This is a genomic window from Mesorhizobium sp. M7A.F.Ca.US.010.02.1.1, assembly GCF_004023085.1.
Taxonomy (GTDB): Bacteria; Pseudomonadota; Alphaproteobacteria; order Rhizobiales; family Rhizobiaceae; genus Mesorhizobium.
In genome coordinates this window covers 1-25,827 of the sequence record NZ_RZRV01000018.1, presented here as the reverse complement: position 1 = coordinate 25,827, position 25,827 = coordinate 1, and the positions used below count along the sequence as shown (strand labels likewise).

Sequence of the window (25,827 nt, the reverse complement as noted above, 5' to 3'; positions counted from 1 at the left end):
TTCCCCTTTTCTCGCAAACTCTCATCCGCGCAATTCTGTCACGATTCCAAATACGTGTCCGCCCAGTTCGACACCGCCCAGCGCGGGTTGTTGGCGATGTTGCCGACAGTGTCGCGCGCGACGCTGATAAAACTCCATTCGGCGACGTTGATCAGCGGCAGGTCGGTGGCCACCTCCTTCTGGAATTCCTTGTAGAGGTCGGTGCGGGCTGATGCGTCGAGCGTCTCCGATGCCTTGGCGATGAGCGCGTCGAGCGCGTCGTTCTTGTAGCCGCCCTGGTTGGAGAACGGCACGCCGTCCGGAATGCCGCTCTGCACCAGGATGGTGGTGGAAATCGCCGGGTCGCCGCGGAACACCGGCGGGCCGACGGCGAGGTCGAAGGCGTGATCGGTGTAGACCGCCTTGATATGCGCGGCCGAGTCGTTGTTGACGAGCTCTGCGTCGATGCCGATGGCGGCGAGCGCCTGGCGCAGATAGTCGCCGAACTGCTTGGTCTCGTTGAAATAGGGCGCAGGCAGCAGTTTTAGCGTGAAGCGCTTGCCGTCCGGACCTTTCTTGTAGCCGGCCTCGTCGAGCAGCGCGTTGGCCTTGGCGACGTCGAAGGCATAGGTCGGCACATCGGCGGTGTAGAATTGCGGATCGTTCTTCGGCACCGGACCGGTGGCCGTGGCGGCATAGCCGAGGAACACCGTCTTGAGGACGAAATCCTTGTCGATGGCATGCGCGATCGCCTGGCGTACTTTCAGGTCGGCCAGTTCCTTGCGGCGATGATTGATCTCGACGACAAGCTGATAGGTCAGCCCTTCGTAACCCTTGGAGATCACCTTCAGGCCCGGCACTTTCGAGATGCGGTCGAGGTCGGCCAGCGGCACGGCGGAAAAGGCTGCGAGCTGGATCTCCTCGGCCTCCAGCGCGCTCGCCGCTGACGTGCGATCCGGCAGCACCTGATAGATGATCTCGTCGAGATAGGGCTCGTCCTTGCCCCAGTAATCCGTGTTCTTCGTCAGCCGGTAATATTGGCCGGCCTTGTACTCGCCGAATTTGAACGGCCCGGTACCGATCGGCGCGTTGTTGGCCGGGTTGTCCTCGATCTTGCCGACCTCGTAGATGTGCTTCGGCACCACGCTGCTCAGCGCCGGCAGCGCGTTGCGGATCAGCTGGAACGGCGTCGGCTTGGCGAATTTGAAGATGGCGGTGAGATCGTCGGGCGTGTCGACGCTGGCCAGATCCTTGAACACAGTGCGGCCGAGATTCTGCAGCGGCTTCCAGATCTGCAGCGCCGAAAAGGCGACGTCGGCCGAAGTGAACGGCTTGCCGTCATGCCATTTGACGCCGTCGCGCAGTTTGAACGTCGCCGAGAGCCCGTCGGCGGCACCTTCCCAGCTCAGCGCCAGCCGTGGTGCAAGCCCGTCCTTGCCGTCGAAGGAGGCTTCGGCCAGCGTTTCGACGATCTTGCTGGAGATGAAGAACACACCGTTGGAGGCGACAATCGCCGGGTTGAGGTTGCGCGGTTCGGAATCGGCGGCAAGCACCAGCCGCCCGCCCTTCTTTGGCGTCTGCGCCCAGCCCGGTGCCGGCATTGCGGTGGAGGCCAGCAGCATTGCCGAACCGGCAAGCATCGTGCGTCTGGAAATCGTGAAACCTGACATGATCGAACTCCGTCCTCTCCGCGACCCGGTCGGGTGCGCCAATACCCCTCGGACGCCGGCAAGCCCGCCAGCATCCCTTGCGGCGGCGATTATGAGCCTTGCCGAGGGTTTCGCCAGAGACGGAATTGGCGCATCCTCGCTTGGCTTTGAAATTTTCGTCCGCTGGACCAGTTTGGAGGGCGTGGCTCATTTGATCATTCTGGTAGGACCAGATTGATTGAATATGCGACGAATGACAACAAAGAGACATAGAGAGACGACATTTCATCTCTTTCTGGCTGGACCAGAACGGGCAAAATGGTGCAGATTTGACCACTGCCAAGGGATCGGGAGCGGAACAGCGGCGATCCGGCTATTCAGGGAGAGAGAGATGAACATTGCTCCGGGCAAGAATGCCGTCGGCAATATCCCGTTCGACCAGGCAAGGGTCGACCGGCTGATGGAGGACGCCGGCATCGATGTGCTGCTCGCCACCTCCAAGCACAACACGCAATACCTGCTGGGCGGCTACAAGTTCATCTTCTTCGCCGCCATGGATGCGATCGGCCACAGCCGGTATCTGCCGATCGTCGTCTACGAAAAGGGCGGGCCGGACCATGCCGCCTATATCGGCAACCGCATGGAAGGCGGCGAACATCAGAACAACCCGTTCTGGACGCCGACGCTGCACGCCGCCTGCTGGGGCACGCTCGACGCCGCCAACCTTGCGGTCGAGCATCTGCAGAAGATCGGCAAGGCCGGCGCCCGCATCGGCATCGAGCCTGGCTTCCTGCCGTCGGACGCCTATACGCTGATCCGCAAGGCGTTGCCGGATGCCAGGCTGATCGACGCGACCGACATGCTGGAGCGCATGCGCGCCATCAAGACCGATGCGGAACTGGAGAAGCTGCGCACGGCCTCCGAACTGATCACCGATTCCATGCTGGCTACCATTGCCTGGGCGCGCGAAGGCACGACCAAGGGCGAGATGATCGAACAACTGCGGCGCGAGGAAACCAATCGCGGCATTCATTTCGAATATTGCCTGCTGACGCTGGGCTCCAGCCACAACCGCGCCGCTTCACCGCAGGCGTGGAAAAAAGGCGAGGTGCTGTCAATCGATTCCGGCGGCAATTATCACGGCTATATCGGCGACCTCTGCCGCATGGGCATCCTCGGCGAACCGGATGCCGAACTTAGAGATTTGCTGGCCGAGGTCGAGACGGTGCAGCAGGCGGCCTTCTCCAAGGTCAAAGCGGGCACGCTGGGCGGCGACATGATTTCGCATGCCGAGGGCGTGCTGAAGGCTTCGAAGGTCGCGCCCTACACGGATTTCTTCGCCCATGGCATGGGGCTGATCACGCATGAAGCGCCGTTCCTGATGACGAACCATCCGGTCACCTATGAAGGCACCTATGCGGCCAAGCCGCTGGAGAAGAACATGGTGCTTTCGGTGGAGACAACCATGCTCCACCCGACGCGCGGCTTCATCAAGCTGGAGGACACGCTGGCGGTCACCGACACCGGCTATGTGATGTTCGGTGATCGTGGCAGGGGCTGGAACAGGGGTGGTGCGGCCTAGCTGGTACTGAAGGGCGCTGCCCCCTCACCCGGATTGCCATCCGAATTGGCGAAGAGCAATTCGGGGCAATCCGACCTCTCCCCGAGGGGAGAGGAGGGAGCCGGCGATGATGCTCGTCTCTTCTCCCCTCAGGGAGAAGGTGGTCGCGAAGCGGCCGGATGAAGGGGGCCTCCCAGCAAACGCGGGAACGGAGGAAAGATCACTGCCCCGCCGGAAGCAGCCTGAAGTCCGGTAATTCCCGCAAAACCAGTTCGGGCCCTGCCGGCGAATAGACGACGAAAAGCTGCATCGGCCCGTCGCCGGTGTTCAGCGTCGAATGAAAGCGGCTTTCCGGCACATAGATGGTGCAGCCGGGGCCGACTTTTGCGACCACCGGATTGCCCTTTTCGTCCTCAACCATCTGCTCGCCATGACCGGAGATGACGAAGATGATTTCTTCCGCGCCCGGATGATTGTGGCGCGTGTGACCCTTGCCGGAAGGCAGGTCCACCACACCGCCGGAAAAGCGGGTCGCGCCATTCACTTCGGGCGCCACCGTCAGCGCCAATTTTCCCCAGTCGAAGCCGAAGGCGCTGACGTCCTTCGGGTAGACAAATACCTTGCTCGTGTCAGTCATCGTCTCATTATCCCTTCTTTTTCTTCGTGGTCTTGTCACCACCAAGTGTCACCGATTTGAAATCAGCGGTCTGTCTGGCGATCGCAGCTTCCGCCGGCAGCCGTTCCATCGAGCTGGCGCCATAGAAGCCGTGCAGACCCTTGGCCTGGGAGAGGATGTAACGGGCGTCGTCGGGCATCGAAATCGGGCCGCCATGGCAAAGCAGGATGACATCCTTGCGCACCGAGCGCGCGGCATTGGCGATGGCGTCGATCTCCTGAACGCAGTCGTCGAGCGACTTGGCTGAAGTGGCGCCGATCGAGCCGCCTGTCGTCACACCCATATGGGCGACGACGATGTCGGCACCGGCTTTTGTCATGGCGCGGGCCTCGTCGGGGTTGAAGACATAGGGCGTGGTCAAGAGGTCGAGCTTGTGCGCCTCGGCGATCATGTCGACCTCGAGGCCGAAGCCCATGCCGGTTTCCTCGAAGCTTTGCCGCATGCTTCCGTCGAACAGACCGATGGTGGGAAAGTTCTGCACGCCGGAAAAGCCCATGGTCTTCAGCTCGGCCAATAGCAGCGGCATGATGACGAACGGGTCGGTGCCGTTGACGCCGGCCAGCACAGGCGTGTGTCTGACCACCGGCAGCACCTCATAGGCCATTTCCTTGACGATCTCATTGGCATTGCCATAGGCGAGCAGGCCGGCGGCCGAGCCGCGCCCGGCCATGCGGTAGCGGCCGGAATTGTAGATGATGATGAGGTCGATGCCGCCGGCTTCCTCGGCTTTCGCCGACAGGCCGGTGCCGGCGCCGCCACCGACGATCGGCACGCCCTTGTCGATCATTCCCCTGAATTTCTTCAATATGTCCTTGCGCGGTATGGCGGGCATCTTTGAGATCTCTCACTGTCTGGCGATGTCGAGGAAGGCTGATGTTGCAGCCTTTGCGAATTCGGGATCGTTGATGTGCAGCGGCAGGCGCGTCACGCGGCGCTTGCTGTTGGGCTTGATGGTGCGCTCGATGGCATCGAACAGAACGGCGTCGGCTTCCGGGTCGAAGAAGGCGCCGCCTTCGATGTCGAGCGCCGAGACGCCTTTTTCCGGGATGAGAAAATGCACCGGCCCCCCGCAGCGGGCGAGCCTGGTGCCGATCCACTCGCCGATCGCACGGCATTCGTCCGCCGTGGTGCGCATCAGCGTGACATTGGGATTGTGTTCGTAGAACAGCCGATCGCGATAGTGCTCCGGGATGGTCGAAGGCGCCCAGAAGTTCACCATGTCGAGCGCGCCGACGGAGCCGACATAGGGCAGCCCCGTGCGAGCGATGGCGCCGAAACGATCGTCAGTCGCCGGCAGCACACCGCCGAATAGCAGGTCGCAGACTTCGGTCGTGGTGATGTCTACGACGCCGGACAGCAAGCCGCTGTCGGCCAGCTTTTCCATGCTGCGGCCGCCTGTGCCGGTGGCGTGGAAGACCATGCAGTCATATCCAGAACGGAGCTGGTCGGCGATGGCCGTCACGCAAGGTGTGGTGACGCCGAACATGGTGAGGCCGATCGACGGCCGGCCGTCTGGCGGCGGCGCCGGTCTGGCCGCCATGCCTGATATGGCTTGAGCCGCATTATGCAGCACGACACGGGAGAGCCGGTTCAGTCCGGCCATGTCTGTCACCGCCGGCATCATGATGATGTCGGAGACATCGACGTAGGGTGCGGTATCGCCGGAGGCGAGCGTCGAGACCATGATCTTGGGCAAGCCGAGCGGCAGGGCGCGCATGCCCGACGTGATGATCGATGTGCCGCCACCGCCGCCGATGCCGATCATGGCTGCGATGTCGTTGCGCGATTGGGCAAAGCGGGCGAAGGCGATGCCCATCGCGGCGACCGCGGCGCCACGATCATTGCCGCCGAGCACGGCGTCACGGCCGCCGGGATGATGGTCGGCGATTTCCCTCGCGCTGATATCGACGGGGATGGTTGCGCCGCGCGTTCCGACATCGACACGGCTAACGAGGGCGCCCGCAGCAGCGATCGCATCGGCCAGGAAGGCGAGTTCCTCGCCCTTGGTGTCCGCGGTACCCACCACATAGATACGCTTCATTGCGCTCTCCCAATCCTGGCAGGCGCGATGCCGCCTCCATCGCTCATTGCCCGGGCCGCTCGACGATGCGGACGCCATTGCAAATTTTTGAGACGCGCGTATCGTATTGGCATGAATGTCTCACGTCAACAATCCGCTGCGATCGACGACGCTGAACGGGCAACCGGTCCAGTGCCCGAACGTGGGCCGCGCGCGCGGACGAAACGGCTGATGCTGGAGACGGCAACAAGGCTGATGCAGGCGGGCGTCACACCTTCGGTCAGCGAGGTCGCCGAGGCCGCCGAGGTTTCCCGCGCCACCGCCTATCGTTACTTCCCGAGCCAGGCGGTGCTGGTGCAAGCGGTGGTCGACGAGGGGCTGGGGCCGATCCTCACCTGGCAATCGACCTCCGCCAATGCCGAGCGCCGGGTCGCCGATCTGTTCGATACGGCCATGCCGCGCATCGAGGCCTTCGAAGCCACGTTCAAGGCAGCACTGAAGCTGTCGCTCGATCAATGGGCGCGACGTCAGGCCGGCACGCTGGGCGGTGAGCCCGCCTTTACGCGCGGCCATCGCATCGACTTGCTGAAAGATGCGATCGCGCCGCTCAAGGGCCGTTTGCCGCCGCGCGACTTCAAGCGGCTGGCGCAGGCGCTGTCGCTGATCTTCGGCGTCGAGGTGCTGATCGTGCTCAAGGATATCTGGGGGCTGGACAGCCGCCGGACGAGGGCGGTCGCACAGTGGGCGGCCGGGGCGCTGGTGCGTGCGGCAGTCGCGGAATCGGTCGATGAAGGAGGCAGCCTCGATCCGAAGGCAGTCATGAAATAGAGCCTAACTGGTTCGACCAGATTGGCATGCACATTGCCGATCTTAGCCGTTGGGTGGGGTATCGGACAATAGCCAATCATATCACTGAGTAGGAAAATCTTGGTAAAACAGGCAGATAAAGCGGGAATCCGATGGCAATGGCCATGTCAAGCTGCCAAGAAAGGGCTTGACGTGCATGCAAAATTGGTAATACCAGATTGGATCAGAAATGCGGATCGAAAGTGAGGGCTGCGATCCATTTTCCGGCGGGGCGAGGAGGCTCGAAACCGGAAAGGTGCGATCACGGGAGGAACTACCAGGGCCGGCCACGTTGCCGGCTCGCACGATAAGGTAGAACGCGCACAAGGGAGGAAATCATTATGCGCAAGTTAGTGACCAGCGTACTTGCTGGTATCGGCTTAACGCTTGCCTGCGGAACGTCCGTTTACGCGCAGGAAAAATCACTCACCATCTTCTGGGCTGAATGGGATCCCGCAAACTATCTGCAGGAGCTCGGCAACGAGTACGAGAAGCAAACCGGCGTCAAGATCACGGTGGAAACCACCCCGTGGGCCGATTTCCAGACCAAGGCCTTCACCGAGTTCAACGCCAAGGGCAGCGCCTATGACCTGGTCGTCGGCGACTCGCAATGGCTTGGTGCCGCCTCCGAGGGCGGTCACTATGTCGACCTCACCGACTTCGTCAAAGAGAACCAGGTTCTCGACAAGATGGCTCCGGCGACGGTCAAGTTCTACTCCGAATATCCCGGCAACAGCGGCAAATACTGGTCGATCCCCGCCGAGGGCGACGCAGTGGGCTGGGCCTACCGCAAGGACTGGTTCGAGGACCCGAAGGAAATGGAAGCGTTCAAGGCCAAGTATGGCTACGAACTTGCCGTTCCCAAGACCTTCAAGGAAATGACCGACATCGCGGAGTTCTTCAATAGGCCCGACCAGAACCGCTACGGCATCGCCATCTACACCCAGAACCAGTATGACGGCCTGGCGATGGGCTTCGAGAACGCGCTGTTCTCGTATGGCGGTGAGCTCGGCGACTTCGGCACTTACAAGGTCGACGGCATCATCAACTCGGACAAGGCGGTAGCCGCGGCAGAAAACTACCGCAAGCTGTTCGGCTTCACGCCTCCGGGCTGGACCAACGCCTTTTTCGTCGAGAACAACCAGGCCATCACCGAAGGCCTGGCGGCGATGAGCATGAACTACTTCGCCTTCTTCCCCTCGTTGATCAACGAGGCGTCGAACCCGCATGCCAAGAACACCGGCTTCTTCGCCAACCCGGCAGGTCCAGGTGGTGAGCAGTTCGCCGCGCTCGGCGGCCAGGGCATTTCCGTCGTCTCCTATTCCAACAACAAGGAAGAGGCGATGAAATTCCTGAAGTGGTTCATCCAGGACGATACGCAGAAGAAGTGGGCGGCCCTCGGCGGCTACACCTGCAACAAGGCCGTGCTGGAATCGGCCGAGTTCCAGAACGCCACGCCCTACAACAAGGCCTTCTACGACACGATGTTCAAGGTCAAGGACTTCTGGGCGGTGCCGGAGTATGCGGAACTGCTGCAGCAGCTCAACCAGCGTGTCTATCCGTACATCGTAAACGGCGATGGTACGGCCAAGGAAATGCTGGATGCGCTGGCGAAGGATTGGGACGCCACGTTCAAGAAATACGGCCGCGGCCAATAACCGACATGTAGTGCGGAGGAGGCCCGTGCCTCCTCCGTTTTCTTTTTCAGGAATGGGAGCAGGTCTTGGCGACCACAATGATCACACCGCTGAATACCTCCTCCAGAGCCGCCTCTCGCGGCCTCAGCGACATTTCGATACGCAACCTCTTCATCATCCCGACGATCGTGTTCCTGATCGTCTTCAACATCTTTCCGTTGATCTATTCGCTCGGCTATTCCTTCACCGACTTCCGCGCATCGACCAATGCGCCGGCCAATTTCGTCGGACTGAAGAACTATCGCGAGCTCCTCAGCGACCCTTACATCTGGAACAATTTCGCGGTGACCGCGAAATACGTCATCGTCTCGGTTGTCGGTCAGGTTGTCGTCGGCTTTGGAACGGCGATGCTGCTCAATCGTACCATTCCGCTCAAGGGCCTGATCACGACATTGCTGCTCTTGCCGATGATGCTTTCGATGGCGGTGGTCGGCCTGTTCTGGAAACTGCTCTACGATCCGTCCTGGGGTGTCATCAACTACGTGCTCGACCTCGGCAAATTCCAATGGCTCGGCGATCCGAAGATGGCGCTCTACGCGGTCGCGTTCACAGACATCTGGATGTGGTCGCCCTTCGTCATGCTGTTGTCGCTCGCCGGGCTTTCGGCGGTGCCGAAGCATCTTTATGAAGCTGCCGCGATCGACCGCGCCGGGCCGTTCTATACCTTCTTCCGCATCACGCTGCCGCTGGTCGCGCCGATCCTGATGATCGCGGTCATCTTCCGCACCATGGAAGCCTTCAAGACTTTCGATCTTGCCTATGTGCTGTCGACGCAGCCGAGCACCGAGGTGATTTCCATCCGTCTCTACAAGATGGCTTTCCAGGAATGGCAGACAGGGCGCTCCTGCGCGCTTGCCTATATCGTGCTGATCATGGTGCTGGCGATCACCAACATCTATGTGAAATACCTCAACAAAGTTAAGGAGCGCTGAGATGGCGGCCGTCCAGACTTCGGGTGAACGGGCGCTCAACAAGGTCGCTATTGTCGCCGTTCTTTTGGTGACGATCATCTTCCTGGCGCCGATCTACTGGATCGTGGCGACCTCGTTCAAGCCACGCAACCTGGCCACGACGATCCCGCCGACCGTGATGTTCGAGCCGACCATCTCGCCTTTCGTCAAACTTTTCACAAAGCGCTCACAGTTGCGCAGCCCGCCGTCGGCCGAAGAATATGCCGCCGCCCCGTGGTGGGAGCGCGTCGTGTTCGACGGCGGCGAGAAGATCGTGCGCGACGGCAAGGGCCAGGTGCAATGGTCGGGATATCCGAGCCGCTTCCTGAATTCGCTCATCATCGCCATCACCTCGACGGTGTTGGCGGTCGGCATGGGGACATTCACCGCCTATGGCTTCTCGCGTTTCAAGGTGAAAGGGGAGGCGGACCTGCTCTTCTTCATCCTGTCGACGCGCATGTTGCCGGCGGTGGTGGTCGCCATTCCGATGTTCCTGATGTACCGGGCAGTCGGGCTCAACGACACGCATCTGGGCCTGATCATTCTCTACACCGCCTTCAACCTGTCCTTCTCCGTTTGGCTGATGAAGGGTTTCATGGACGAGATCCCGAAGGAGTATGAGGAGGCAGCGCTTGTCGACGGCTACACGCGCATGGAGGCGTTCTTCAAGATCGTGCTGCCGGAGGCCGCCACGGGCATCGCCGCCACCGCCGTGTTCTGTTTCATCACCGCGTGGAACGAATACGCCTTTGCGCTGATCATGACCAACCGCCGCGCCCAGACCGCGCCTCCTTTCATCCCGAGCCAGGTCGGTTCGGGCCTGCCGGACTGGACGGTGATCGCCTCCGGAACCTTCCTGTTCCTGCTGCCGGTCGCCATCTTCACCTTCCTGCTTCGCAACCATCTGTTGCGCGGCATGTCCTTCGGAGCGATCCGCAAATGAGTTTTCGCGCCATCAACCAGAAATACCTCGAGCCCGGATCGCAGATCCTGATGGTGCTCGGCATCATCGCGCTCTGCCAGCCCTGGAGCATGCTGCTGCACACCTATGGCCTGACCATCATCCTGATCGGACTCGTCGGCTTCAACGTAACCTCCAAGATCGCGCCCGAGGAAAAGGCCGGCACCGGCCAGGTGCGCAATCCGGGAGCACAGCATTGACCCAGATCGAGCTTCGCGGCGTCCAGAAATTCTTCGGCGCCGTCCAGGTCATCAAGGACCTTAACCTCAAGATCGCCGACAACGAGTTCATCGTGCTGCTCGGCCAGTCGGGCTGCGGCAAGACGACAACGCTGCGCGCCATCGCCGGGCTGGAAACCATCGACGAGGGCGACATCTTCATCGACGGCAAGCCGGTACAGCATTTGAAGGCCGCCGACCGCGACATCGCCATGGTGTTCCAGTCGTTCTCGCTCTATCCGCATATGAGCGTCTACGAGAACATCGCCTTCCCCTTGCGTGCCACGCGCAAGAGCAAGACGGAGATCGACGGCGAGGTTCGCTCCGTGGCCAAGACGCTGCAGATCACCGATCTGCTGGACAAGAAGCCGTCGGCCCTCTCGGGTGGCGACATGCAGCGCGTCGCCATCGGCCGGGCGCTGGTGCGGCGGCCGAAGGCCATGCTGATGGACGAGCCGATCGGCGCGCTCGACGCCAAGCTGCGCGAGGAGATGCGCGCGGAAATCAAGCGGCTGCACATCAAGCAGGGCTCGACCACCATCTATGTCACGCACGACCAGATCGAGGCCATGAGCCTGGCCGACCGCATCGTCATCATGCACGCAGGCGTCTTGCAGCAGGTCGGCACGCCGGACGAGGTCTATTCGCAGCCGGCAAATCTGTTCGTGGCGCAATTCGTCGGCAGCCCGGTGATGAATGTCACCGATGCCGCAGTCGCCGAGACCGGATCCGCGGTCTCGGTAACGGTCGGCGGCGCGGCTTCCGGCTTCGAATTTCCGCAGGCATTGCTGTCGAAGCTCAACGGCCATGCCGGGCGGCAGCTCGCGCTGGGCATCCGCCCGGAGGGCGTGCTCATTCGGCGCGAGGCAACCGAGGGCTTCGTGCCTGTCGACACGCATATCGTCGAGCCGCTCGGCTCCTTCGACATCGTCGATCTCAAGGTGGGAACCGAGTTGCTGCGGGCCCGCACCAAGAGCGGCTTCGTTGCCGGACCCGGTGAAAGGGTCTTCGCCAGGATCGACCCGACCCAGGCGCACTTCTTCGACAAGGCAAGCGGCAAGTCGCTTGAGGTGAGACTCTGATGGCCCATATCCAGCTCAAGAACATCTCGAAGACCTTCGGCAACCACACTGCGCTCACCGGGCTCGATCTTGATATTGCCGATGGCGAGTTCTTCGTGCTGCTGGGCGAGACGGGCGCCGGCAAGACGACGACGCTGCGGCTTATCGCCGGCCTGGAAAAGCCGAGCGAAGGCCAGGTCTTCATCGACGGCGTCGACGTCGCCGACTGGGGTGCGGCCGAGCGTGACGTGGCGCTGGTGCTGCAGCAATACTCGCTTTATCCGCGCTACACGGTGCGCGAAAATCTAGAATTCCCGCTCAAGCCGAAAATCCGCCGGCTGCCCGACGCCGAGATCAAGGATCGCGTCGACCGTGCCGCCCGTACGCTGCGGATCGAGCATCTGCTCGACCGCAAGACGGATCGGCTGTCCGGCGGCGAGATGCAGCGCGTCTCGATCGGCCGCGCCATCGTGCGCAAGCCGCGTGTGTTCCTGATGGACGAGCCGCTGTCGGCGCTCGACGCAAAGCTGCGCGAGGCGCTGCGGACTGAACTGAAGAACCTGCAGATGCAGCTCGGCGCCACCTTCCTGTTCGTCACCCACGACCAGATCGAGGCGATGTCGATGGGCGACAAGGTGGGCGTGCTCAACCATGGCCGCATCGTCCAGACCGGTACGCCGCACGAGATCTACAACAACCCGCGCGACACCTATGTGGCAAGCTTCGTCGGCTCGCCGCCGATGAACCTCATCGACGGCAAGCTTGTGAACGGCCGCGCGGTGATGGCTCCGTTGAACTTCGAACTGCCTTTTTCGCAGGGCGCCAAGACTTTTGGGGGGCTAAAGGCGGGTGCGGCGACCGACGGTCGCCCGCTCGTCTTCGGCATTCGTCCCGAGGACGTCTATCTCGAGAGCGGCGCGCCGGTCGAGGCGCGTGTCCACGACGTCGAGAACCACGGCGTCGAAAAGATCCTGACGCTGCGCGTCGGCGACGCGACGCTGCGTGCCACCGTGCCGGCCAGGACTGACGTCGCCATCGAGCAGGCGGTGCGCTTTGCCTGGAACCCCGACAAGGTGGTGCTGTTCGACAAGGGCAGCGGCGTCAGCTTGCGACACGCCTCATAGGCTGCATCCCAGCCTATTTCTGGAAGTAGGTTTCGTAGGGCGTGTCGTTGATCAGCAGGATCACGCATTCCGTGTCGGAGACGCAGGCGTCGTCATGCATCTCATCGGCCTTCTGGGTCCAATAGGATCCAGGAGGCAGTTCGACCTTGGTCGCCTCGCCGCCATCCATCTGCCAGTGCGCCCACAGCCCCTTTATGACCACCGCGCGATAATCCGCGGTGTGCGCATGGACCGGTGCACGCCAGTTGCCGGGAACCTTCAGCAACGTGCCTGCCGGGCCCTTGGCCCGCTCGCCCCACAATGGGCCAAGACGATGCGGCTGGTCGGGTACTTCCGCCACATAGGGGATCTTGTCGGCCGGCAGGTAGCTGTCCTCGAGGGCAAAGGCGCGCCCGGGAACCGCAAGCATGACGGCGAGTGCGATGACCTTCGGATAATTTGGCATTGGTTCTCCTCTTCGGACCGACTGGACGCCGGCCTCTGGCTGCTTGGTTCTGGCAAGCTATTGCATGCGGGTGGCCCGGCAATGGCATTGCGTCCGGAAGGCTTGGCAATTCATCCAGACCCGGCAATTCATCCAGACCCGGCAAGCCACGGCCGCGGATCCGGGATCGCCTCAGCGGTTTTCGGAGGTGCAGTCGACGGTGCGCAGGTGGCTGGGCGCGATGCCTATGATGCGCTTGAACGCCCGGCTGAACGATGCTTCGGAATCGTAACCCAGTCTGGCGGCGACCACTGAAACCCGCATCCGATCGTCGATCAGCCATTGCCGCGCCTGGTGCATACGTATCCGGGCGACATATCTCGCCGGTGTTTCGCCAACGATGGCCGTGAAGCGTTCGGCGAAGGCCGATCGCGAGGCGCCCATTTCGCGCGCCAGCGCTTCGACAGTCCAGTTCCTGTCGGGCTGCAGATGAATGGCGGCAAGTACGCGGCCGATGTCGCGATCCTTGATCGCCGCGGTCCAGCCTCTGGTGTCGCCGCCACTGTTTTCTACCCAGGAACGGATGATGCTTGCAGCCAGCACGTCGGCCAGTCGCGCCAGCATGCCGCCAGAGCCGGCCCGGTTCATGGTGATTTCGCCGGCCATAGCTTCCAGCAGATGCGGAATACCTGGCTCGCCAGCCATCAATTCCTTGGCGCGCATCATGTCCGGCATCATGCCCAGCAAGGGGTGCGACCCGTCCAGGTTGAAGTGCATGCTGCCGCAAAACAGCAAGGTTTTCGGGCCGTGGCCGCCGTTGGAGACATTGAAGACATTGTCCTGCAAAGGCTCGACAGTGTAGCTTTCGATCGGCACGGCCGGAATGCCAGGCGCGCTGGCAACGACATGCTCGGCACCGCGCGGCAAGAGCAATGCATCGCCGGGTGTCAGCTCAATCCATTCCCCGGCTGGCGAAAACAGCCAGCATTGGCGGCGGCCGATAAAGTGAAACCTTGCTGCCTTCTGGGCAGGAAACAACACGGCCCATGGTTTGAAAGTTCGCAGCGGCCATAGTCGACGCCATCGAGCCACAATCCGCGCAAGATGTCGGTTAGCGGACCGTCCGAGGCCGGCAGGCCAGTCTTGGGCGAGGTGAAAACCATGCTGATTTCTCTAGCCTGGAATCACCAGTCCGTCACGGCCTCCATGCGTCAGCTCAGGGGCAACAAACTCGGGCCAACGGGTTCCTCCGCCGGGGCGTCGGCTGACGTAGCATCAGACGCAAAACCCACCTGTGCGGCGGGTCACTGGCGCAAATCAGCACCATGGGCAAAAATGTAGCATAGCTGAGGTCACCGAGTCAAGAAAAAATTCCTATCGCGAAAAGCTGCCGGCAAAAAAACTGCCGGGACCGCCGAACTGGGTGCTGCCTTTGTCAAGCTGAGTTCGGAACCCTGTGCGTCAGCTGGCCTGGCGGATATCGGCCTGTTCCTCGGCCCGGAGATGGCTGGGCGCCGAGCCGATGACGCGCTTGAAGGCGCGGCTGAAGGCGGCGTCCGATTCATAGCCGAGACGCGCCGCAACGACGGAGATCTTAATCCGGTCGCGGACCAGCCATTGCCGTGCCTGATGCATTCTGACCTGGGTGACATATTTTGCCGGGGTTTCGCCAACGGTGGTGGCGAAACGCTCGGCAAATCCCGATCGCGAGGCGCCCATCATCCGGGCCAGCGACTCGACCGTCCAGTCATGGTTCGGTTCGAGATGGATGGCTGCCAGCACGCGTCCGATTTCCGGGTCCCTGACGGCGGCGATCCAGCCGGAGGCGTCGCCGCAGCCGCGCTCGACCCATGAGCGGATGACGGTGGCGGCCAGTACGTCGGCCAGCCGCGCCAGGATGCCGCCGGAGCCGACGCGCTCCATCGTCACCTCACGCTCCATCGATTCCAGCAGATGCGGAATGCCGGGCTCATAGGCTTCCAACTCATGCGTGCGCATCACATCCGGCATCATGCCGAGCAGGGGATGCAGGCCATCGAGATTGAAGTACATGCTGCCGCAAAACAACAGGGTTCCCGGCCGGCGGCATTCCGACATGCCTTCGTTCGACGTGCAGTAGACGTCCTTGCAGACCTCCTCGACTTCGTAGCCATGGATCGGCCAGGCCTGGGCGCCGGGCTCGCTGGCCAGCACGTGCGCCGCACCGCGCGGCAGCAGCACCGCGTCGCCTGCCTTGAGTTCCACCCATTCGCCGGATGGCTGCTTCAGCCAGCAGCCTTTGCGGCCGATGAAATGAAACCGCGCCGCTGGCTGGGCTGGAAACTGAATGCCCCAGGGTTCCTTCAGTTCGAAGCGGCCGTATTCGACGCCATCGAGGCGCAAGCCACGCAAAATGTCGGTGAGCGGGTCGCCAGTGATCGGAATTTTGGACGAATTGTCAAGCATGATGGGGTTTCTAGCATGGAAGCTCCAGGTGGTCACTCCCTATGTTGCGTTGCAGCCAGATGCTGTGCTGCAAAACAACTCGGAGACTGACCATGGCCGAACAGGCGACAGGCGTCATCGACGCCACACTTTTGAACCCTGCGGACTCCGACGAACGAACCGAGCCGGCCTGGGGCGCCGTTGTTTCGCTGGCACTTGGTGTTTTTGGCCTCGTCACCGCTGAATTTCTCCCCGCCAGCCTGCTGACACCGATGGCGCGCGATCTCGGCGTCAGCGAAGGCGTGGCCGGACAGGCGGTGACGGCAACCGCGATCGTCGGAGCCATTGCCGCACCCACCATGGCCATCATCACCAGGCGTATGGATCGCAGGCTGGTGATGTGGATGCTGACCGTATTCCTGATCCTGTCCAATCTTCTGGCCACCTTTGCCTCATCGCTGCCCGTGCTTCTGCTTGCCCGTGTCGTGCTCGGCGTAGCACTTGGCGGCTTCTGGGCGATGTCGGCAGCGATGGCGCTGCGGCTGGTGCCGATGCGATTGATGCCGCGCGCCATGTCGATCATCCTGACCGGCGTCTCGCTGGCGACCGTCTGCGCGGCGCCGGTCGGCGCTTACGTTGGTGACATCTGGGGCTGGCGCACGGCATTCATGATTGCGACCGTCGTCGCCGCCCTGGCGCTGCTGGTGCAGCTGGCCACCATTCCGAAATTGCCCCCCGTGGGTGTTGCAAGCTTCCGCACCTTGCTCGACGTGCTGAAGCGTCCGTCGATCAGGGTGGCGCTGCTGGTCGTGCTGCTGGTCGCTTCTGGACACTTTGCCGGCTTCACCTATGTCCGTCCCTTCCTCGAGAAGGTCCCCGTGCTCGACATCGAGACGATCTCGCTGGTGCTGCTGGCCTATGGCATTGGCGGTTTCTTCGGCAATGTCGCCGGCGGTATCCTGGCCGAGCGCAGCCTCAAGGCAGCCGTTGCGCTGGCGCCGTTGCTGATCGCACTGGCCGCCGCCTCGATGCTGGGTTTCGGGGCTTCGCCGACGATCGCCGCTGCCGCCGTCGCGGTCTGGGGCTTTGCTTTCGGCGCGGTGCCGGTCGGGCTGCAGAGCTGGCTGGTGCGGGCAGCACCCGACCAGGCCGAAAGCGCCGGCGGGCTGATGGTGGCGACGTTCCAGGTGGCGATTGCGCTCGGCGCAGTCTTCGGCGGTCTGCTGGTCGACCATACCGGCGTGGCCAGCGCCTTCGCCTATTGCGGCGCGGCGACACTGCTGGCGGCCATCGTGGTGTTCCTGCGCGGCCCGAAGCGCGCCGAGTAGCCTGGACGCGATCAGGCTTCCCTGACACTGCGCGTCGGCCTGAGAACTGTCACGGTTCTCGGGCCGCTGCCGTTGTGATGGCAGGGGCGAACAAACTCAGGCCGACCGCCCGTCGAAATCGAAAACCGACAGGGTCGAGGGGTCGAGATCGGCCACGCAGTTGATGTCGATGTAGGCACTGCGTTCGCTGCCTTCGCGGACATCCTCCGCAAAGGGATGGATGCCGCAGGCCCGGCAGAACCGGTGCGCGATGGCATGATTGCCGAATGTGTAGGTGCCGAGATCGTCGCCCCAGGCCAGGACCTGCAAGGTCCCGTGCGGGATGGCACACAACAGGGCGCCCTTGCGCGAGCAGATCGAGCAATTGCACCGCAAGGCGCCCGTCAGTTCGGCCTTGAATTCGAAGGCGACCTTGCCGCAGTGGCAGCTGCCTTTGTAGAGCATCGGATTTTCCTCGCATTAGACAGGGTGCAAAACCGCCTGCGCCGGGTTAAGTCTCGGCAAGCCATGCCCCAAGGACGTTCAAGGCGTTCGGAGTCCGACACCGAAAATGCAATCCGTTCGTGATCATCTGGAAACCATTCTCGCGCGCCTCGCCGCCCGTGCCGGCGAAGAGCGCGTGTTCACGAAGCTCTATGCCGAAGCCGCACGGGCCGCGGCTGATGCCAGCGATGCCCGCAAGCGGGCAAGTGTGACGCTAGGGCCGCTCGACGGCACCATCGTCTCGATCAAGGATTTGTTCGATGTCGCCGGCGAGCCAACCACGGCTGGCTCGCTGATGCTTAGGACCGCAGCACCTCCGCTGCGCGATGCCGTGATCGTCAGCCGGCTGCGGCAAGCCGGCGCGGTCATTATCGGCAAGACCAACATGACCGAATTCGCCTTCACCGCGATCGGCGACAACCAGCACTATGGCACGCCCGGCAATGCCGTGGACGCCAGCCGCATTCCGGGCGGATCTTCCTCAGGCGCCGGCGTCTCGGTCGGTGAGGCGACGAGCGAAATATCGATCGGTTCCGACACCGGCGGTTCGATACGCATTCCGGCTTCACTCAACGGTGTCGTCGGCTTCAAGCCGACTGCGCGGCGCGTGCCTCTTGCCGGCGCGTTCCCGCTGTCCGCCACGCTGGACTCGATCGGTCCGCTTGCCCGAACCGTCGCCCAATGTGCCGCCGCCGACGCCGTAATGGCCGGTGAAGTGCCGACCGCGCTGACGCCGATTGCCCTTGCAGGGCTTCGCGTCGGCATTCCACGCGGCGTTCTTTTCGAAGAGACGGAAGACGAGGTGGCGACCGCGTTCGACCGCTGCCTTGGCAAGATCGAACAGACGGGCGCGCGGATCGCCGACCTGTCGATCGACGATCTGCTTGCCGATATGCGGGCTGCCACCAAGCGGGGTTCGATCGCTGCGATGGAAGGGGCCGAAGTGCATGCCGACTGGCTGGCGACAGGGGCTTCGGTGCCGGTCGACCCGCATGTCAGCGGACCTTTGTCGCGGGCGGCAATGCTGCCGACGCCTGTCTACATCAGGGCAATGCGCCGCCGCACAGCGCTCGTCGCCGCCATGGACGAGCGGCTGGCATCGGTCGATGTGCTGGCTCTGCCGACCACGCCGGTGACGGCGCCGACCATCGTTTCGATGTCTGACGATGCCGAGTTGCGCGACCGCACCGAAGGCCTGCTGCTGCGCAACACGCAGGTCGCCAACCAGTTCGATCTCTGCGCAATCTCGCTGCCGATGCCGGGCACGGCGCTGCCCGCCGGATTGATGCTGGTGGCGCGCAACGGGCACGACCGGCGCCTGCTGCGGATTGCTGCTGAAATAGAACAGCTGCTTGGCGCGTGACCAGGGCTGACCTGCCTATCAGCGCGACGAACAGTGCTTGCGTTCGCTGTCCTTGGCGGTCCGCACAATATGGGTCGCGACCAGCCAGGGGAGATTGTGCTCCTTGCCGGTGATCGTCTGGGTGCGGTGCTCGATCGAGCCTCTGACGACGATCTTGCCGGCATAAAGCGCGTCGGAAAGATCGGTTATCGCCTTGTCGGCCTGCGGCAATCCGCTGGGGTCGATCGACACGCCCTTGATGATCGTGCCGGTGCCAAGGTCGAGCGCGCTGTTCGATGGGCAGGGCGCCTTGAAGCAGCGCAGCCCGTTGTCACAATAGACATAGCTGCTTTCGGCCGCGAATGACGGCATGGCGCAGAGCGAACACACGACGGCTACCAGGGATGCGAGGCGTGGATCGGACATGGCTCTCAACGTCGCGGAGAATTGGGGCGAAACCGCGATGTGTTACAGGCTCTCCGGAAACCGCCGCCGGTAGTGATCGACCACTTCCGGATTGCGCAGATTGACCGGCAGCTTGTTGGCCAGCACCAGCAAGGCTTCACCCGCCGCGCCGACGCCCATGCGCATCATCGATTCTTCGGTGATCCCGGCCATGTGCGGCGTGATGATGACAGTGTCGAAGCCGAAATAGGGATGATTCGACGGCAGCGGCTGCGTCGCAAACACGTCGAGCGCGGCGCCGCCGATACGGCGTTTCTGCAACGCCTCGATCAGCGCGTCGTCGTCGATGACCGGTCCGCGCGACACGTTGATCAGCAGCGCATTGGGCTTCATTCGGGCGATCCGCTCACGGTTGATCAGGCCGCGCGTTTCCGGCGTCAGCGGGCAGCAGAGCACGATGATGTCGCTCTGCTCGACCAGCGCGTCGATCGACAGGAAGCCGACCTTGTCCGGCGCCGGCTGCATGCTGCGCGTCGTTGCCACCACCTTCAAGTCGAAGCCGTGCGCGGCGATATGGCCGACCGCCTGGCCGACGGCACCGAGGCCGACGATGCCGATCGTCTTGCCGGCAAGCTCGATGTTGGAATTGGCGTGCTCGCGGCCGGCGAGCCAGCCTTTGGTGCGCAGGTCGCGGTCGACGGCGCGGAAATTGCGCAGCAAAGCAAGCGCCGCAAACATGACGTGCTCGGCAACCGAGCGGGCATTGACCGCCGGCACGTTCGCCACCAGCACGCCGGCGACGGTCGCTGCTTCCATGGGGATCATGTCGAGCCCGGCGCCATGGCGGATTGCCGCCTTCAGCAGCTTTGCGCCGTCGAAAAGCTGTGGTGGCAGCGGCGCGCGCACGATGACGATCTCGGCATTTTTAGCCTCGGCGGCCAGCGTGGCCGGATCGATGGCGGAGGCGACGACGAGTTCGCCGGCGCCTGAGAGCATGGCCGAGGCGCGCGGGTGCAGGGCGTGGGTCGTGAGGATACGGGCCATGTCGATCAGGCTCTTTCGAGCGCCGGGCTTTGCGGCTCCTCGCCATGGCCCTCGATCAGGCCTTTCCAGTAGCTCTCAGCCCCTTGAAGATGGGCGCTCATCAGCGCCTGGGCGAGATTGCCGTCGCGGCGCAGCAGCGCCTCATAGATCTGGATATGCTCGGCATGCGAGCGCAGGTTGCGCTCGGGGTCGTTGAAATAGATCGGCAGGCGCTGCTCGCCCATCATGTAGTAGACGCTGCAGACATTGTGGAAGACGCTGTTCTTGGTGGCGCGCACGATTTCGAGGTGGAATTCGCGGTCTTCCCTGGCAAGCCCTTCACCGGCGGCGATGCGCTCTTCCGAAGCCTTCAGGATTTCGCGCAGCCGCTCGAAATTCTCCTCGGTGGCGCGCGAACAGGCAAGTTCGGCCGCCTTGATCTCGTGGATCTTGCGCAGTTCGACCGTCTCGTAGATCTGGATCGGGTCGAGCGGCAGGCCTGCGCGGGCAAAAAGCGCCATGGCCTCCACACTGGCCTGCTTGGTGTCGATGTAGATACCGGACTTGGCTCGACGCTCGACGATGCGCATGGCCTCCAGGATGGCCAGCGCCTCGCGGATCTGACCGCGGCTGACGGCGAAATGCTCCGCCAGTTCGCGTTCCGAAGGCGTTCGGCCGCTCTCCTTGTCCGAATGGGAGAACAGGTAGGCAGCGAGTTCTGCGAGGAGGTTCTTTTCTTTCATCGTCAACCGCGTTGCGCGTGCGCCTCCAGGAACCGCTCCGAAATGGTGAATCCCAGACCCGGTTTTTCCGGGATCGCTATCATACCGTCCCTGGCTTCGACAGTCTCTTCGACCAGATCATGGATCATCGGGTTGGCGCCAAGCGAATATTCGACGGTGAAACTCGACGGCGAGGCGGCGCAGACATGCAAGCCTGCGAAAAAACAGGGCGCGCCGGCCCACAAATGGGGTGCAAAGCGCAAATTGAAGGCGCTGGCGATGGTGCCGATCTTCATCGCCTCGCTGATGCCGCCGCAGAAAGCGGGATCAGGCTGGAAGATGTCGGCGGCTTTGAGCACGGCAAGGTCGCGGAAGGCATAGCGTGTCGCCTCGCTTTCGCCGGTGGCGATCGGGACGGCACCTGACGCCCGCACTTCAGCCATGCCGGGCTTGTCGTCAGCGATAATAGGTTCCTCGAACCAGGCGAGGTCCAAATCGTTGACAAGGTGGATGAAGCGCTTGGCCTCGGCCACCGTGTAGGTGCCGTGCGCGTCGACCATCAGTTCGACATCGGGGCCGAGCGCCTGCCGTGCGGCCCGCACGCGGGTGGCGGAAATGTGTGCCGCGCCATCCATGGCGCCAACGCGCATCTTCAGTGCCTTGAAACCGCCCTTGGCGATATAGGACTTCAACTGCTCGCCGATGGCGTCGGCGGCTGCCCAGCCGCCGGACGCATAGGCCGGCATGCGATCGAGCTTGCGGCCGCCGAGCAGCCGCCAGACCGGAACGCCAAGCGATTTGCCAAGAATGTCCCACAGCGCGATGTCGACGGCGCTGATGGCGGCGATGCTCATGCCGCGCCGCGCCAGTTGCGGCATGGCGTGGCCGCCACGCGCGGCGCTGTCGTGGCGCACGCCATTGTAGAGCATCTCCCATATGACGCCGATGTCGGCCGGATCGCGGCCGACCAGTTGCGGCCCGACCTCATGGTTCAGCATGTGGACGAGCGCACCGTAGCTGCCGGCACTGCCAGCGGCGTTCTTGCCTTCGCCCCAGCCGACCAGCCCGTCATCGGTCTCGATGCGCAGGATGGCGGCGTCGAAGGTCGTCACCTGACCGAAGTCGCTGCGGTGCTGCCGAGCGGCTTCGATCGGAACGCGGATCCACCAGGCTTGGACGGACTTGATACGCATATTCTTCCCCAGCCCCGCCGCCGGTCAGGGCGGAAGGGCGAATTTCCCAGAGGCAGTCGGCTACTTGATCAGCGGCAGCAACGTCTCGGCGTTGATGCGCATCTGGTCGGTGTAGAATTTCTCGGTGAGCACGCTGGAGCCGTGGTCCTGGATGAACTTCAGCTGCTCGGGCGAGATGTCGACCGGATTGCGCTCGACCATGTCGGGATAGGGGGCTGCCGGCGTCCGGTCGACGGGCGCGACGAACTCATTGGTCAGCGCGCCATCGTAGCCGATCTCGCGCAAGGTGGCGACGATCTTCGGCCAGTCGATCTGGCCGAGGCCGGCGGCAAACCGGTTGTTGTCGGCGACATGGAAGTCGAACAGGCGCTTTCCGGCCTGCCGGATCGCGTCATAGACGTTAAATTCTTCCATGTGGATGTGATAGGCATCGAGGCAGACGCCGCATTCGGGGCTGACCGCGTCGGCCAGAGCGAGTGCCTGGGCGCCGCGATTGAACAGATAGGTCTCGAAGCGGTTGAGCGGCTCTACCGCGATCTTGACGCCGACCTTTTTGGCGTGGGTGAAGCATTCACGGGTGGCGTCGACGACCCACTTCCATTCCTCTTCTTCGGTCCCGTCAGGCACGACCTTGCCCACGGTTGCCGGAACCAGCGTGATGATCTCGCCATCGAGTTCGCTGACCATGGTCAGCACATCCTTGACATACTGAACGGAACGCTCGCGCTGGCCCTGGTTCCTGGCGGCAAGGTTGCGCTCGCCCAGCATCAGGGTCACCGCGCCCCAGCAGCGAATACCATGCTCCTTCAGCAGCGCCCGGGTCTCCTTGGTCTTGTACTGCTCGGGCTCGCCGGAAATCTCGATCGACTCATAGCCGAATTTCTTGATGCGCTTGAGCGTCGTCTCCAAGGGTTCCGCGCGCATCCAGTTGTGCGTCGAAAGATGCATGGTCTGTCCTTCCCAACTCGTCTCTATGGTTCGCCTGCGACATGCATCGCCAAAAGGCGACACAAAGGTTCCTCCCCAAGGCGTTCCCAGCCTTTTCTCGCAAACTGGTTCGACCAATTGGGCCTGAAGCGAGGTCTACAGCAAATTCTCCAGATCGGCAAGAAGCGCTGGGATGCAACTTTCGCTGGGGATTATTTGCTTGATTATATTGAGATATATAGGCCTGCACCGGGTGATTTTAGGGTCTTGGTGGCGCATTGCATGGCTTGACCAAATTTCCACATTTGGTAATACCAGAATGGCGGTGCGTGCAAGCACCCGTTGAGAAAAGACCAAAGTGGCTGGCCCTGTTTCCAATCGGCGCTATGCTCGGTCGAGAGAAATGAGGGAGGATGCCGATGCCGACGACAATGAAGGGCCCTGGGCTGTTTCTGGCGCAGTTCGCGGGCGACGCCGCGCCGTTCAACTCACTGGCGTCGATCACCAAATGGGCGGCCGGTCTCGGCTACAAGGGCGTGCAGATCCCGACCTGGGACGCGCGGCTGTTCGACCTCAAGAAGGCGGCTTCTTCCAAGGCCTATTGCGATGAGGTGAAGGGCATCTGCGCGGATGCCGGCGTCGAGATCACCGAGCTGTCGACGCATCTGCAGGGGCAACTGGTGGCGGTGCATCCTGCCTATGACGCGCAGTTCGACGGCTTTGCGCCGGCTTCAGTGCACAACAATCCCAAGGCACGGCAAAAATGGGCGGTCGAACAGATGGAGTTCGGGGCCAAGGCCTCGAAGAACCTTGGCCTCAAGGCCTCGGTCAGCTTCTCGGGAGCGCTGGCCTTTCCCTACCTCTACCCCTGGCCGCAGCGGCCGGCCGGGCTGATCGAGGAAGCGTTCGCTGAGCTCGGCAAGCGCTGGAAGCCGATCCTCGATGTCTATGAGGATAATGGCGTCGATATAGGCTACGAGATTCATCCCGGGGAAGACGTGTTCGACGGCGCCACCTTCGAGATGTTCCTCGATGCGGTCGGCGGCCACAAGCGCTGCAACATCAATTACGATCCGTCGCATTTCCTGCTGCAGCAGCTCGACTATCTCGAATTCATCGACATCTATCACGAGCGCATCAAGGCGTTTCACGTCAAGGACGCAGAGTTCAACCCGACCGGCCGGCAAGGCGTCTATTCCGGCTATCAGAGCTGGACCAACCGTGCCGGCCGCTTCCGTTCGCTGGGCGACGGACAGGTGGATTTCGGCGGCATCTTCTCCAAGCTGACACAGTATAATTATGATTCCTGGGCGGTGCTGGAGTGGGAGTGCTGCCTGAAGCATCCGGAGGACGGCGCGGCCGAGGGCGCGCCTTTCATCGAGCATCACATCATCCGAGTGACCGAAAAGGCATTCGACGATTTCGCCGGTGGCACCACCGACAAGAAGTTGCTGCGCGCCATGATGGGAATCTGACGCGGTTTCCCCTCCCCCTCGAGGGGAGGGTGGCCCGAAGGGCCGGGAGGGGTCGGTTCATGCCGAGCTCTACGTCCGGCAACCCCACCCGATCCGCTGCACGGATCGACCTCCCCTCAAGGGAGGTGAGACAACGAGGGAGAAAGACATGGTCGGCGCATCAAAGTCGGAAACGGGAGGCGGCCCGATCCGCTACGGCATGGTCGGCGGCGGGCAAGGTGCCTTCATCGGCGCGGTGCATCGGATCGCGGCGCGGCTGGACAACGACTTCGTGCTGGTTGCCGGCGCTTTGTCAGCCGACCCGGCCCGTGCCAAGGCATCAGCGGCCGAACTGGGGCTTGATCCCGCACGCAGCTATGCATCCTATGCCGAGATGGCCAAGGCGGAGGCGAAGCGCCCCGACGGCATCGAGGCAGTGGCCATCGTCACGCCCAACAATGTCCATGTGCCGGCGGCAAAAGCCTTCCTCGAGGCCGGCATCCACGTCATCTGCGACAAGCCGCTGGCGACGACGCTCGCCGAAGCAAAAAAGCTTGCGGCGATAGTCGAGAAGACCGGCAAGGTGTTCGTGCTGACGCACAACTACACCGCCTATCCGATGATCCGGCAAGCACGCGAAATGGTCGCCAAGGGTGTGCTCGGCGACATCCGCATCGTGCAGTCCGAATATCCGCAGGACTGGCTGACCGAGGATTTGGCCGCGACAGGCCAGAAGCAGGCGGCGTGGCGCTCCGACCCCAAGCAGGCAGGCGCCGGCGGTGCGCTGGGCGATATCGGCACGCATGCCTACAACCTCGCCCGCTTCGTCTCGGGGCTGGAACTGGACTCCCTGTCGGCCGATCTCGACGCCTTCGTGCCGGGCCGGCTACTCGATGACAACGTCAACGTCATGCTGCGCTTCAAGCCGGTCGGCAAGACGCATCCGGCCAAGGGCATGATCTGGGCAAGCCAGGTGGCGCCCGGCCATGAGAACGGGCTGAAACTGCGCATCTACGGTTCGAAGGGTGGGCTGGAATGGGTGCAGGCCGACCCGAACTATCTCTGGTACACGCCGTTCGGCCAGCCGAAGCAACTGATCACCCGCAACGGCGCCGGCGCGCTGCCGGTGGCGGGCCGTGTCAGCCGCGTGCCGTCAGGTCATCCGGAAGGCTATCTCGAAGGTTTCGCCAACATCTACCAGGAGGCCGCGCGCGCCATCCGCGCGGCACGCCGCAAGGGCGGCAAGCCGGCCAAGGACGTCGTCTTCCCGACCATCCAGGACGGCGTCGAGGGCATGGCCTTCATCGAGGCCTGCGTGAAGTCGTCGAAGAAGAATGGGGCGTGGACGAAGCTCTGAAAT

Annotated in this window: 24 protein-coding genes and 1 pseudogene; 12 read left to right on the top strand and 13 right to left on the bottom strand. The window is 62.7% G+C overall.

What is annotated here, in order from left to right; translation table 11 throughout:
- Nucleotides 1-38: 38 nt before the first annotated feature.
- Nucleotides 39-1,649: an ABC transporter substrate-binding protein gene (locus EOA19_RS19500; protein ID WP_128304533.1), complete on the bottom strand. Its 1,611-nt coding sequence runs from the start codon at nucleotides 1,647-1,649 to the stop codon at nucleotides 39-41.
- A gap of 370 nt (nucleotides 1,650-2,019) precedes the next feature.
- On the opposite strand from EOA19_RS19500, the gene EOA19_RS19495 reads away from it, so the two are divergent.
- The gene (locus EOA19_RS19495; protein WP_128304532.1) at nucleotides 2,020-3,210 is read left to right on the top strand and encodes a Xaa-Pro peptidase family protein; all 1,191 of its coding nucleotides are present in this window, start codon (nucleotides 2,020-2,022) and stop codon (nucleotides 3,208-3,210) included.
- Nucleotides 3,211-3,409: 199 nt separating this feature from the next.
- Here EOA19_RS19495 and EOA19_RS19490 read toward each other — a convergent pair whose 3' ends face one another.
- From EOA19_RS19490 to EOA19_RS19480, 3 genes are read right to left on the bottom strand one after another with little or no spacing between them, the layout of a single operon-like run.
- The gene (locus tag EOA19_RS19490; RefSeq protein WP_128304531.1) at nucleotides 3,410-3,826 is read right to left on the bottom strand and encodes a cupin domain-containing protein; all 417 of its coding nucleotides are present in this window, start codon (nucleotides 3,824-3,826) and stop codon (nucleotides 3,410-3,412) included.
- 7 nt (nucleotides 3,827-3,833) lie between these two features.
- A complete protein-coding gene (locus tag EOA19_RS19485) occupies nucleotides 3,834-4,697 on the bottom strand; it encodes a phosphoenolpyruvate hydrolase family protein (RefSeq protein ID WP_128304530.1) in 864 nt (287 codons plus the stop codon).
- 12 nt (nucleotides 4,698-4,709) lie between these two features.
- Complete coding sequence (locus tag EOA19_RS19480; protein WP_128304529.1) at nucleotides 4,710-5,906, bottom strand: Tm-1-like ATP-binding domain-containing protein; 1,197 nt, start codon at nucleotides 5,904-5,906, stop codon at nucleotides 4,710-4,712.
- A gap of 111 nt (nucleotides 5,907-6,017) precedes the next feature.
- Here EOA19_RS19480 and EOA19_RS19475 point away from each other — a divergent pair, with 111 nt between their 5' ends.
- From EOA19_RS19475 to EOA19_RS19445, 7 genes are all read left to right on the top strand, one after another.
- Nucleotides 6,018-6,713 (top strand): TetR/AcrR family transcriptional regulator, encoded by a 696-nt coding sequence (locus EOA19_RS19475; protein WP_128304528.1) that lies wholly within the window; start codon nucleotides 6,018-6,020, stop codon nucleotides 6,711-6,713.
- A 359-nt stretch (nucleotides 6,714-7,072) separates the two neighbouring features.
- On the top strand, nucleotides 7,073-8,389 hold the full coding sequence (locus EOA19_RS19470; protein WP_127293507.1) for an extracellular solute-binding protein: 1,317 nt from the start codon (nucleotides 7,073-7,075) through the stop codon (nucleotides 8,387-8,389).
- A 65-nt stretch (nucleotides 8,390-8,454) separates the two neighbouring features.
- The gene (locus EOA19_RS19465) at nucleotides 8,455-9,360 is read left to right on the top strand and encodes a sugar ABC transporter permease (protein ID WP_013529495.1); all 906 of its coding nucleotides are present in this window, start codon (nucleotides 8,455-8,457) and stop codon (nucleotides 9,358-9,360) included.
- A gap of 1 nt (nucleotide 9,361) precedes the next feature.
- Complete coding sequence (locus EOA19_RS19460) at nucleotides 9,362-10,321, top strand: carbohydrate ABC transporter permease (protein ID WP_013529496.1); 960 nt, start codon at nucleotides 9,362-9,364, stop codon at nucleotides 10,319-10,321.
- Nucleotides 10,318-10,539, top strand: coding sequence for a hypothetical protein (locus tag EOA19_RS19455; RefSeq protein ID WP_127293505.1), 222 nt, complete (start codon nucleotides 10,318-10,320; stop codon nucleotides 10,537-10,539). Before EOA19_RS19460 ends, EOA19_RS19455 begins: the two co-directional genes overlap by 4 nt.
- The gene (locus tag EOA19_RS19450; protein WP_128304527.1) at nucleotides 10,536-11,639 is read left to right on the top strand and encodes an ABC transporter ATP-binding protein; all 1,104 of its coding nucleotides are present in this window, start codon (nucleotides 10,536-10,538) and stop codon (nucleotides 11,637-11,639) included. Before EOA19_RS19455 ends, EOA19_RS19450 begins: the two co-directional genes overlap by 4 nt.
- Nucleotides 11,639-12,742: an ABC transporter ATP-binding protein gene (locus tag EOA19_RS19445; RefSeq protein WP_128304526.1), complete on the top strand. Its 1,104-nt coding sequence runs from the start codon at nucleotides 11,639-11,641 to the stop codon at nucleotides 12,740-12,742. Before EOA19_RS19450 ends, EOA19_RS19445 begins: the two co-directional genes overlap by 1 nt.
- Before the next feature lie 13 nt (nucleotides 12,743-12,755).
- Here the strand turns inward: EOA19_RS19445 and EOA19_RS19440 are convergent, their stop codons facing one another.
- The 3 genes and pseudogenes from EOA19_RS19440 to EOA19_RS19430 all read right to left on the bottom strand — a co-directional run bounded on the left by EOA19_RS19440 (nucleotide 12,756) and on the right by EOA19_RS19430 (nucleotide 15,611).
- Nucleotides 12,756-13,187, bottom strand: a complete 432-nt coding sequence (locus EOA19_RS19440) for a DUF4437 domain-containing protein (protein WP_128304525.1) — start codon at nucleotides 13,185-13,187, stop codon at nucleotides 12,756-12,758.
- A 171-nt stretch (nucleotides 13,188-13,358) separates the two neighbouring features.
- Nucleotides 13,359-14,329 (bottom strand): annotated as a pseudogene (locus tag EOA19_RS19435) (AraC family transcriptional regulator).
- Nucleotides 14,330-14,627: 298 nt separating this feature from the next.
- Nucleotides 14,628-15,611 (bottom strand): AraC family transcriptional regulator, encoded by a 984-nt coding sequence (locus EOA19_RS19430; protein ID WP_128304524.1) that lies wholly within the window; start codon nucleotides 15,609-15,611, stop codon nucleotides 14,628-14,630.
- Nucleotides 15,612-15,703: 92 nt separating this feature from the next.
- On the opposite strand from EOA19_RS19430, the gene EOA19_RS19425 reads away from it, so the two are divergent.
- Nucleotides 15,704-16,918, top strand: a complete 1,215-nt coding sequence (locus EOA19_RS19425) for an MFS transporter (RefSeq protein ID WP_128304523.1) — start codon at nucleotides 15,704-15,706, stop codon at nucleotides 16,916-16,918.
- A gap of 96 nt (nucleotides 16,919-17,014) precedes the next feature.
- On the opposite strand, the gene EOA19_RS19420 is transcribed toward EOA19_RS19425, so the two are convergent.
- Entirely contained in the window at nucleotides 17,015-17,362 is a 348-nt protein-coding gene (locus EOA19_RS19420) for a GFA family protein (RefSeq protein WP_128304522.1), read from the bottom strand.
- A gap of 106 nt (nucleotides 17,363-17,468) precedes the next feature.
- Here EOA19_RS19420 and EOA19_RS19415 point away from each other — a divergent pair, with 106 nt between their 5' ends.
- Nucleotides 17,469-18,764, top strand: coding sequence for an amidase (locus EOA19_RS19415; RefSeq protein WP_128304521.1), 1,296 nt, complete (start codon nucleotides 17,469-17,471; stop codon nucleotides 18,762-18,764).
- 18 nt (nucleotides 18,765-18,782) lie between these two features.
- Here EOA19_RS19415 and EOA19_RS19410 read toward each other — a convergent pair whose 3' ends face one another.
- Genes EOA19_RS19410 through EOA19_RS19390 form a run of 5 tightly spaced genes read right to left on the bottom strand, consistent with a single transcriptional unit; the run spans nucleotide 18,783 to nucleotide 23,034 of the window.
- On the bottom strand, nucleotides 18,783-19,169 hold the full coding sequence (locus EOA19_RS19410) for a hypothetical protein (protein WP_128304520.1): 387 nt from the start codon (nucleotides 19,167-19,169) through the stop codon (nucleotides 18,783-18,785).
- A 42-nt stretch (nucleotides 19,170-19,211) separates the two neighbouring features.
- A complete protein-coding gene (locus EOA19_RS19405; RefSeq protein ID WP_128304519.1) occupies nucleotides 19,212-20,192 on the bottom strand; it encodes a hydroxyacid dehydrogenase in 981 nt (326 codons plus the stop codon).
- A 5-nt stretch (nucleotides 20,193-20,197) separates the two neighbouring features.
- A complete protein-coding gene (locus EOA19_RS19400; RefSeq protein WP_023812459.1) occupies nucleotides 20,198-20,914 on the bottom strand; it encodes a FadR/GntR family transcriptional regulator in 717 nt (238 codons plus the stop codon).
- 2 nt (nucleotides 20,915-20,916) lie between these two features.
- On the bottom strand, nucleotides 20,917-22,086 hold the full coding sequence (locus EOA19_RS19395; protein ID WP_023812460.1) for a mandelate racemase/muconate lactonizing enzyme family protein: 1,170 nt from the start codon (nucleotides 22,084-22,086) through the stop codon (nucleotides 20,917-20,919).
- Between the two features lie 60 nt (nucleotides 22,087-22,146).
- Nucleotides 22,147-23,034: a sugar phosphate isomerase/epimerase gene (locus EOA19_RS19390; protein ID WP_023812461.1), complete on the bottom strand. Its 888-nt coding sequence runs from the start codon at nucleotides 23,032-23,034 to the stop codon at nucleotides 22,147-22,149.
- A 398-nt stretch (nucleotides 23,035-23,432) separates the two neighbouring features.
- Here EOA19_RS19390 and EOA19_RS19385 point away from each other — a divergent pair, with 398 nt between their 5' ends.
- Nucleotides 23,433-24,488 (top strand): sugar phosphate isomerase/epimerase, encoded by a 1,056-nt coding sequence (locus tag EOA19_RS19385; RefSeq protein ID WP_128304518.1) that lies wholly within the window; start codon nucleotides 23,433-23,435, stop codon nucleotides 24,486-24,488.
- 148 nt (nucleotides 24,489-24,636) lie between these two features.
- Complete coding sequence (locus tag EOA19_RS19380; protein ID WP_127295124.1) at nucleotides 24,637-25,824, top strand: Gfo/Idh/MocA family oxidoreductase; 1,188 nt, start codon at nucleotides 24,637-24,639, stop codon at nucleotides 25,822-25,824.
- Nucleotides 25,825-25,827 lie beyond the last annotated feature (3 nt).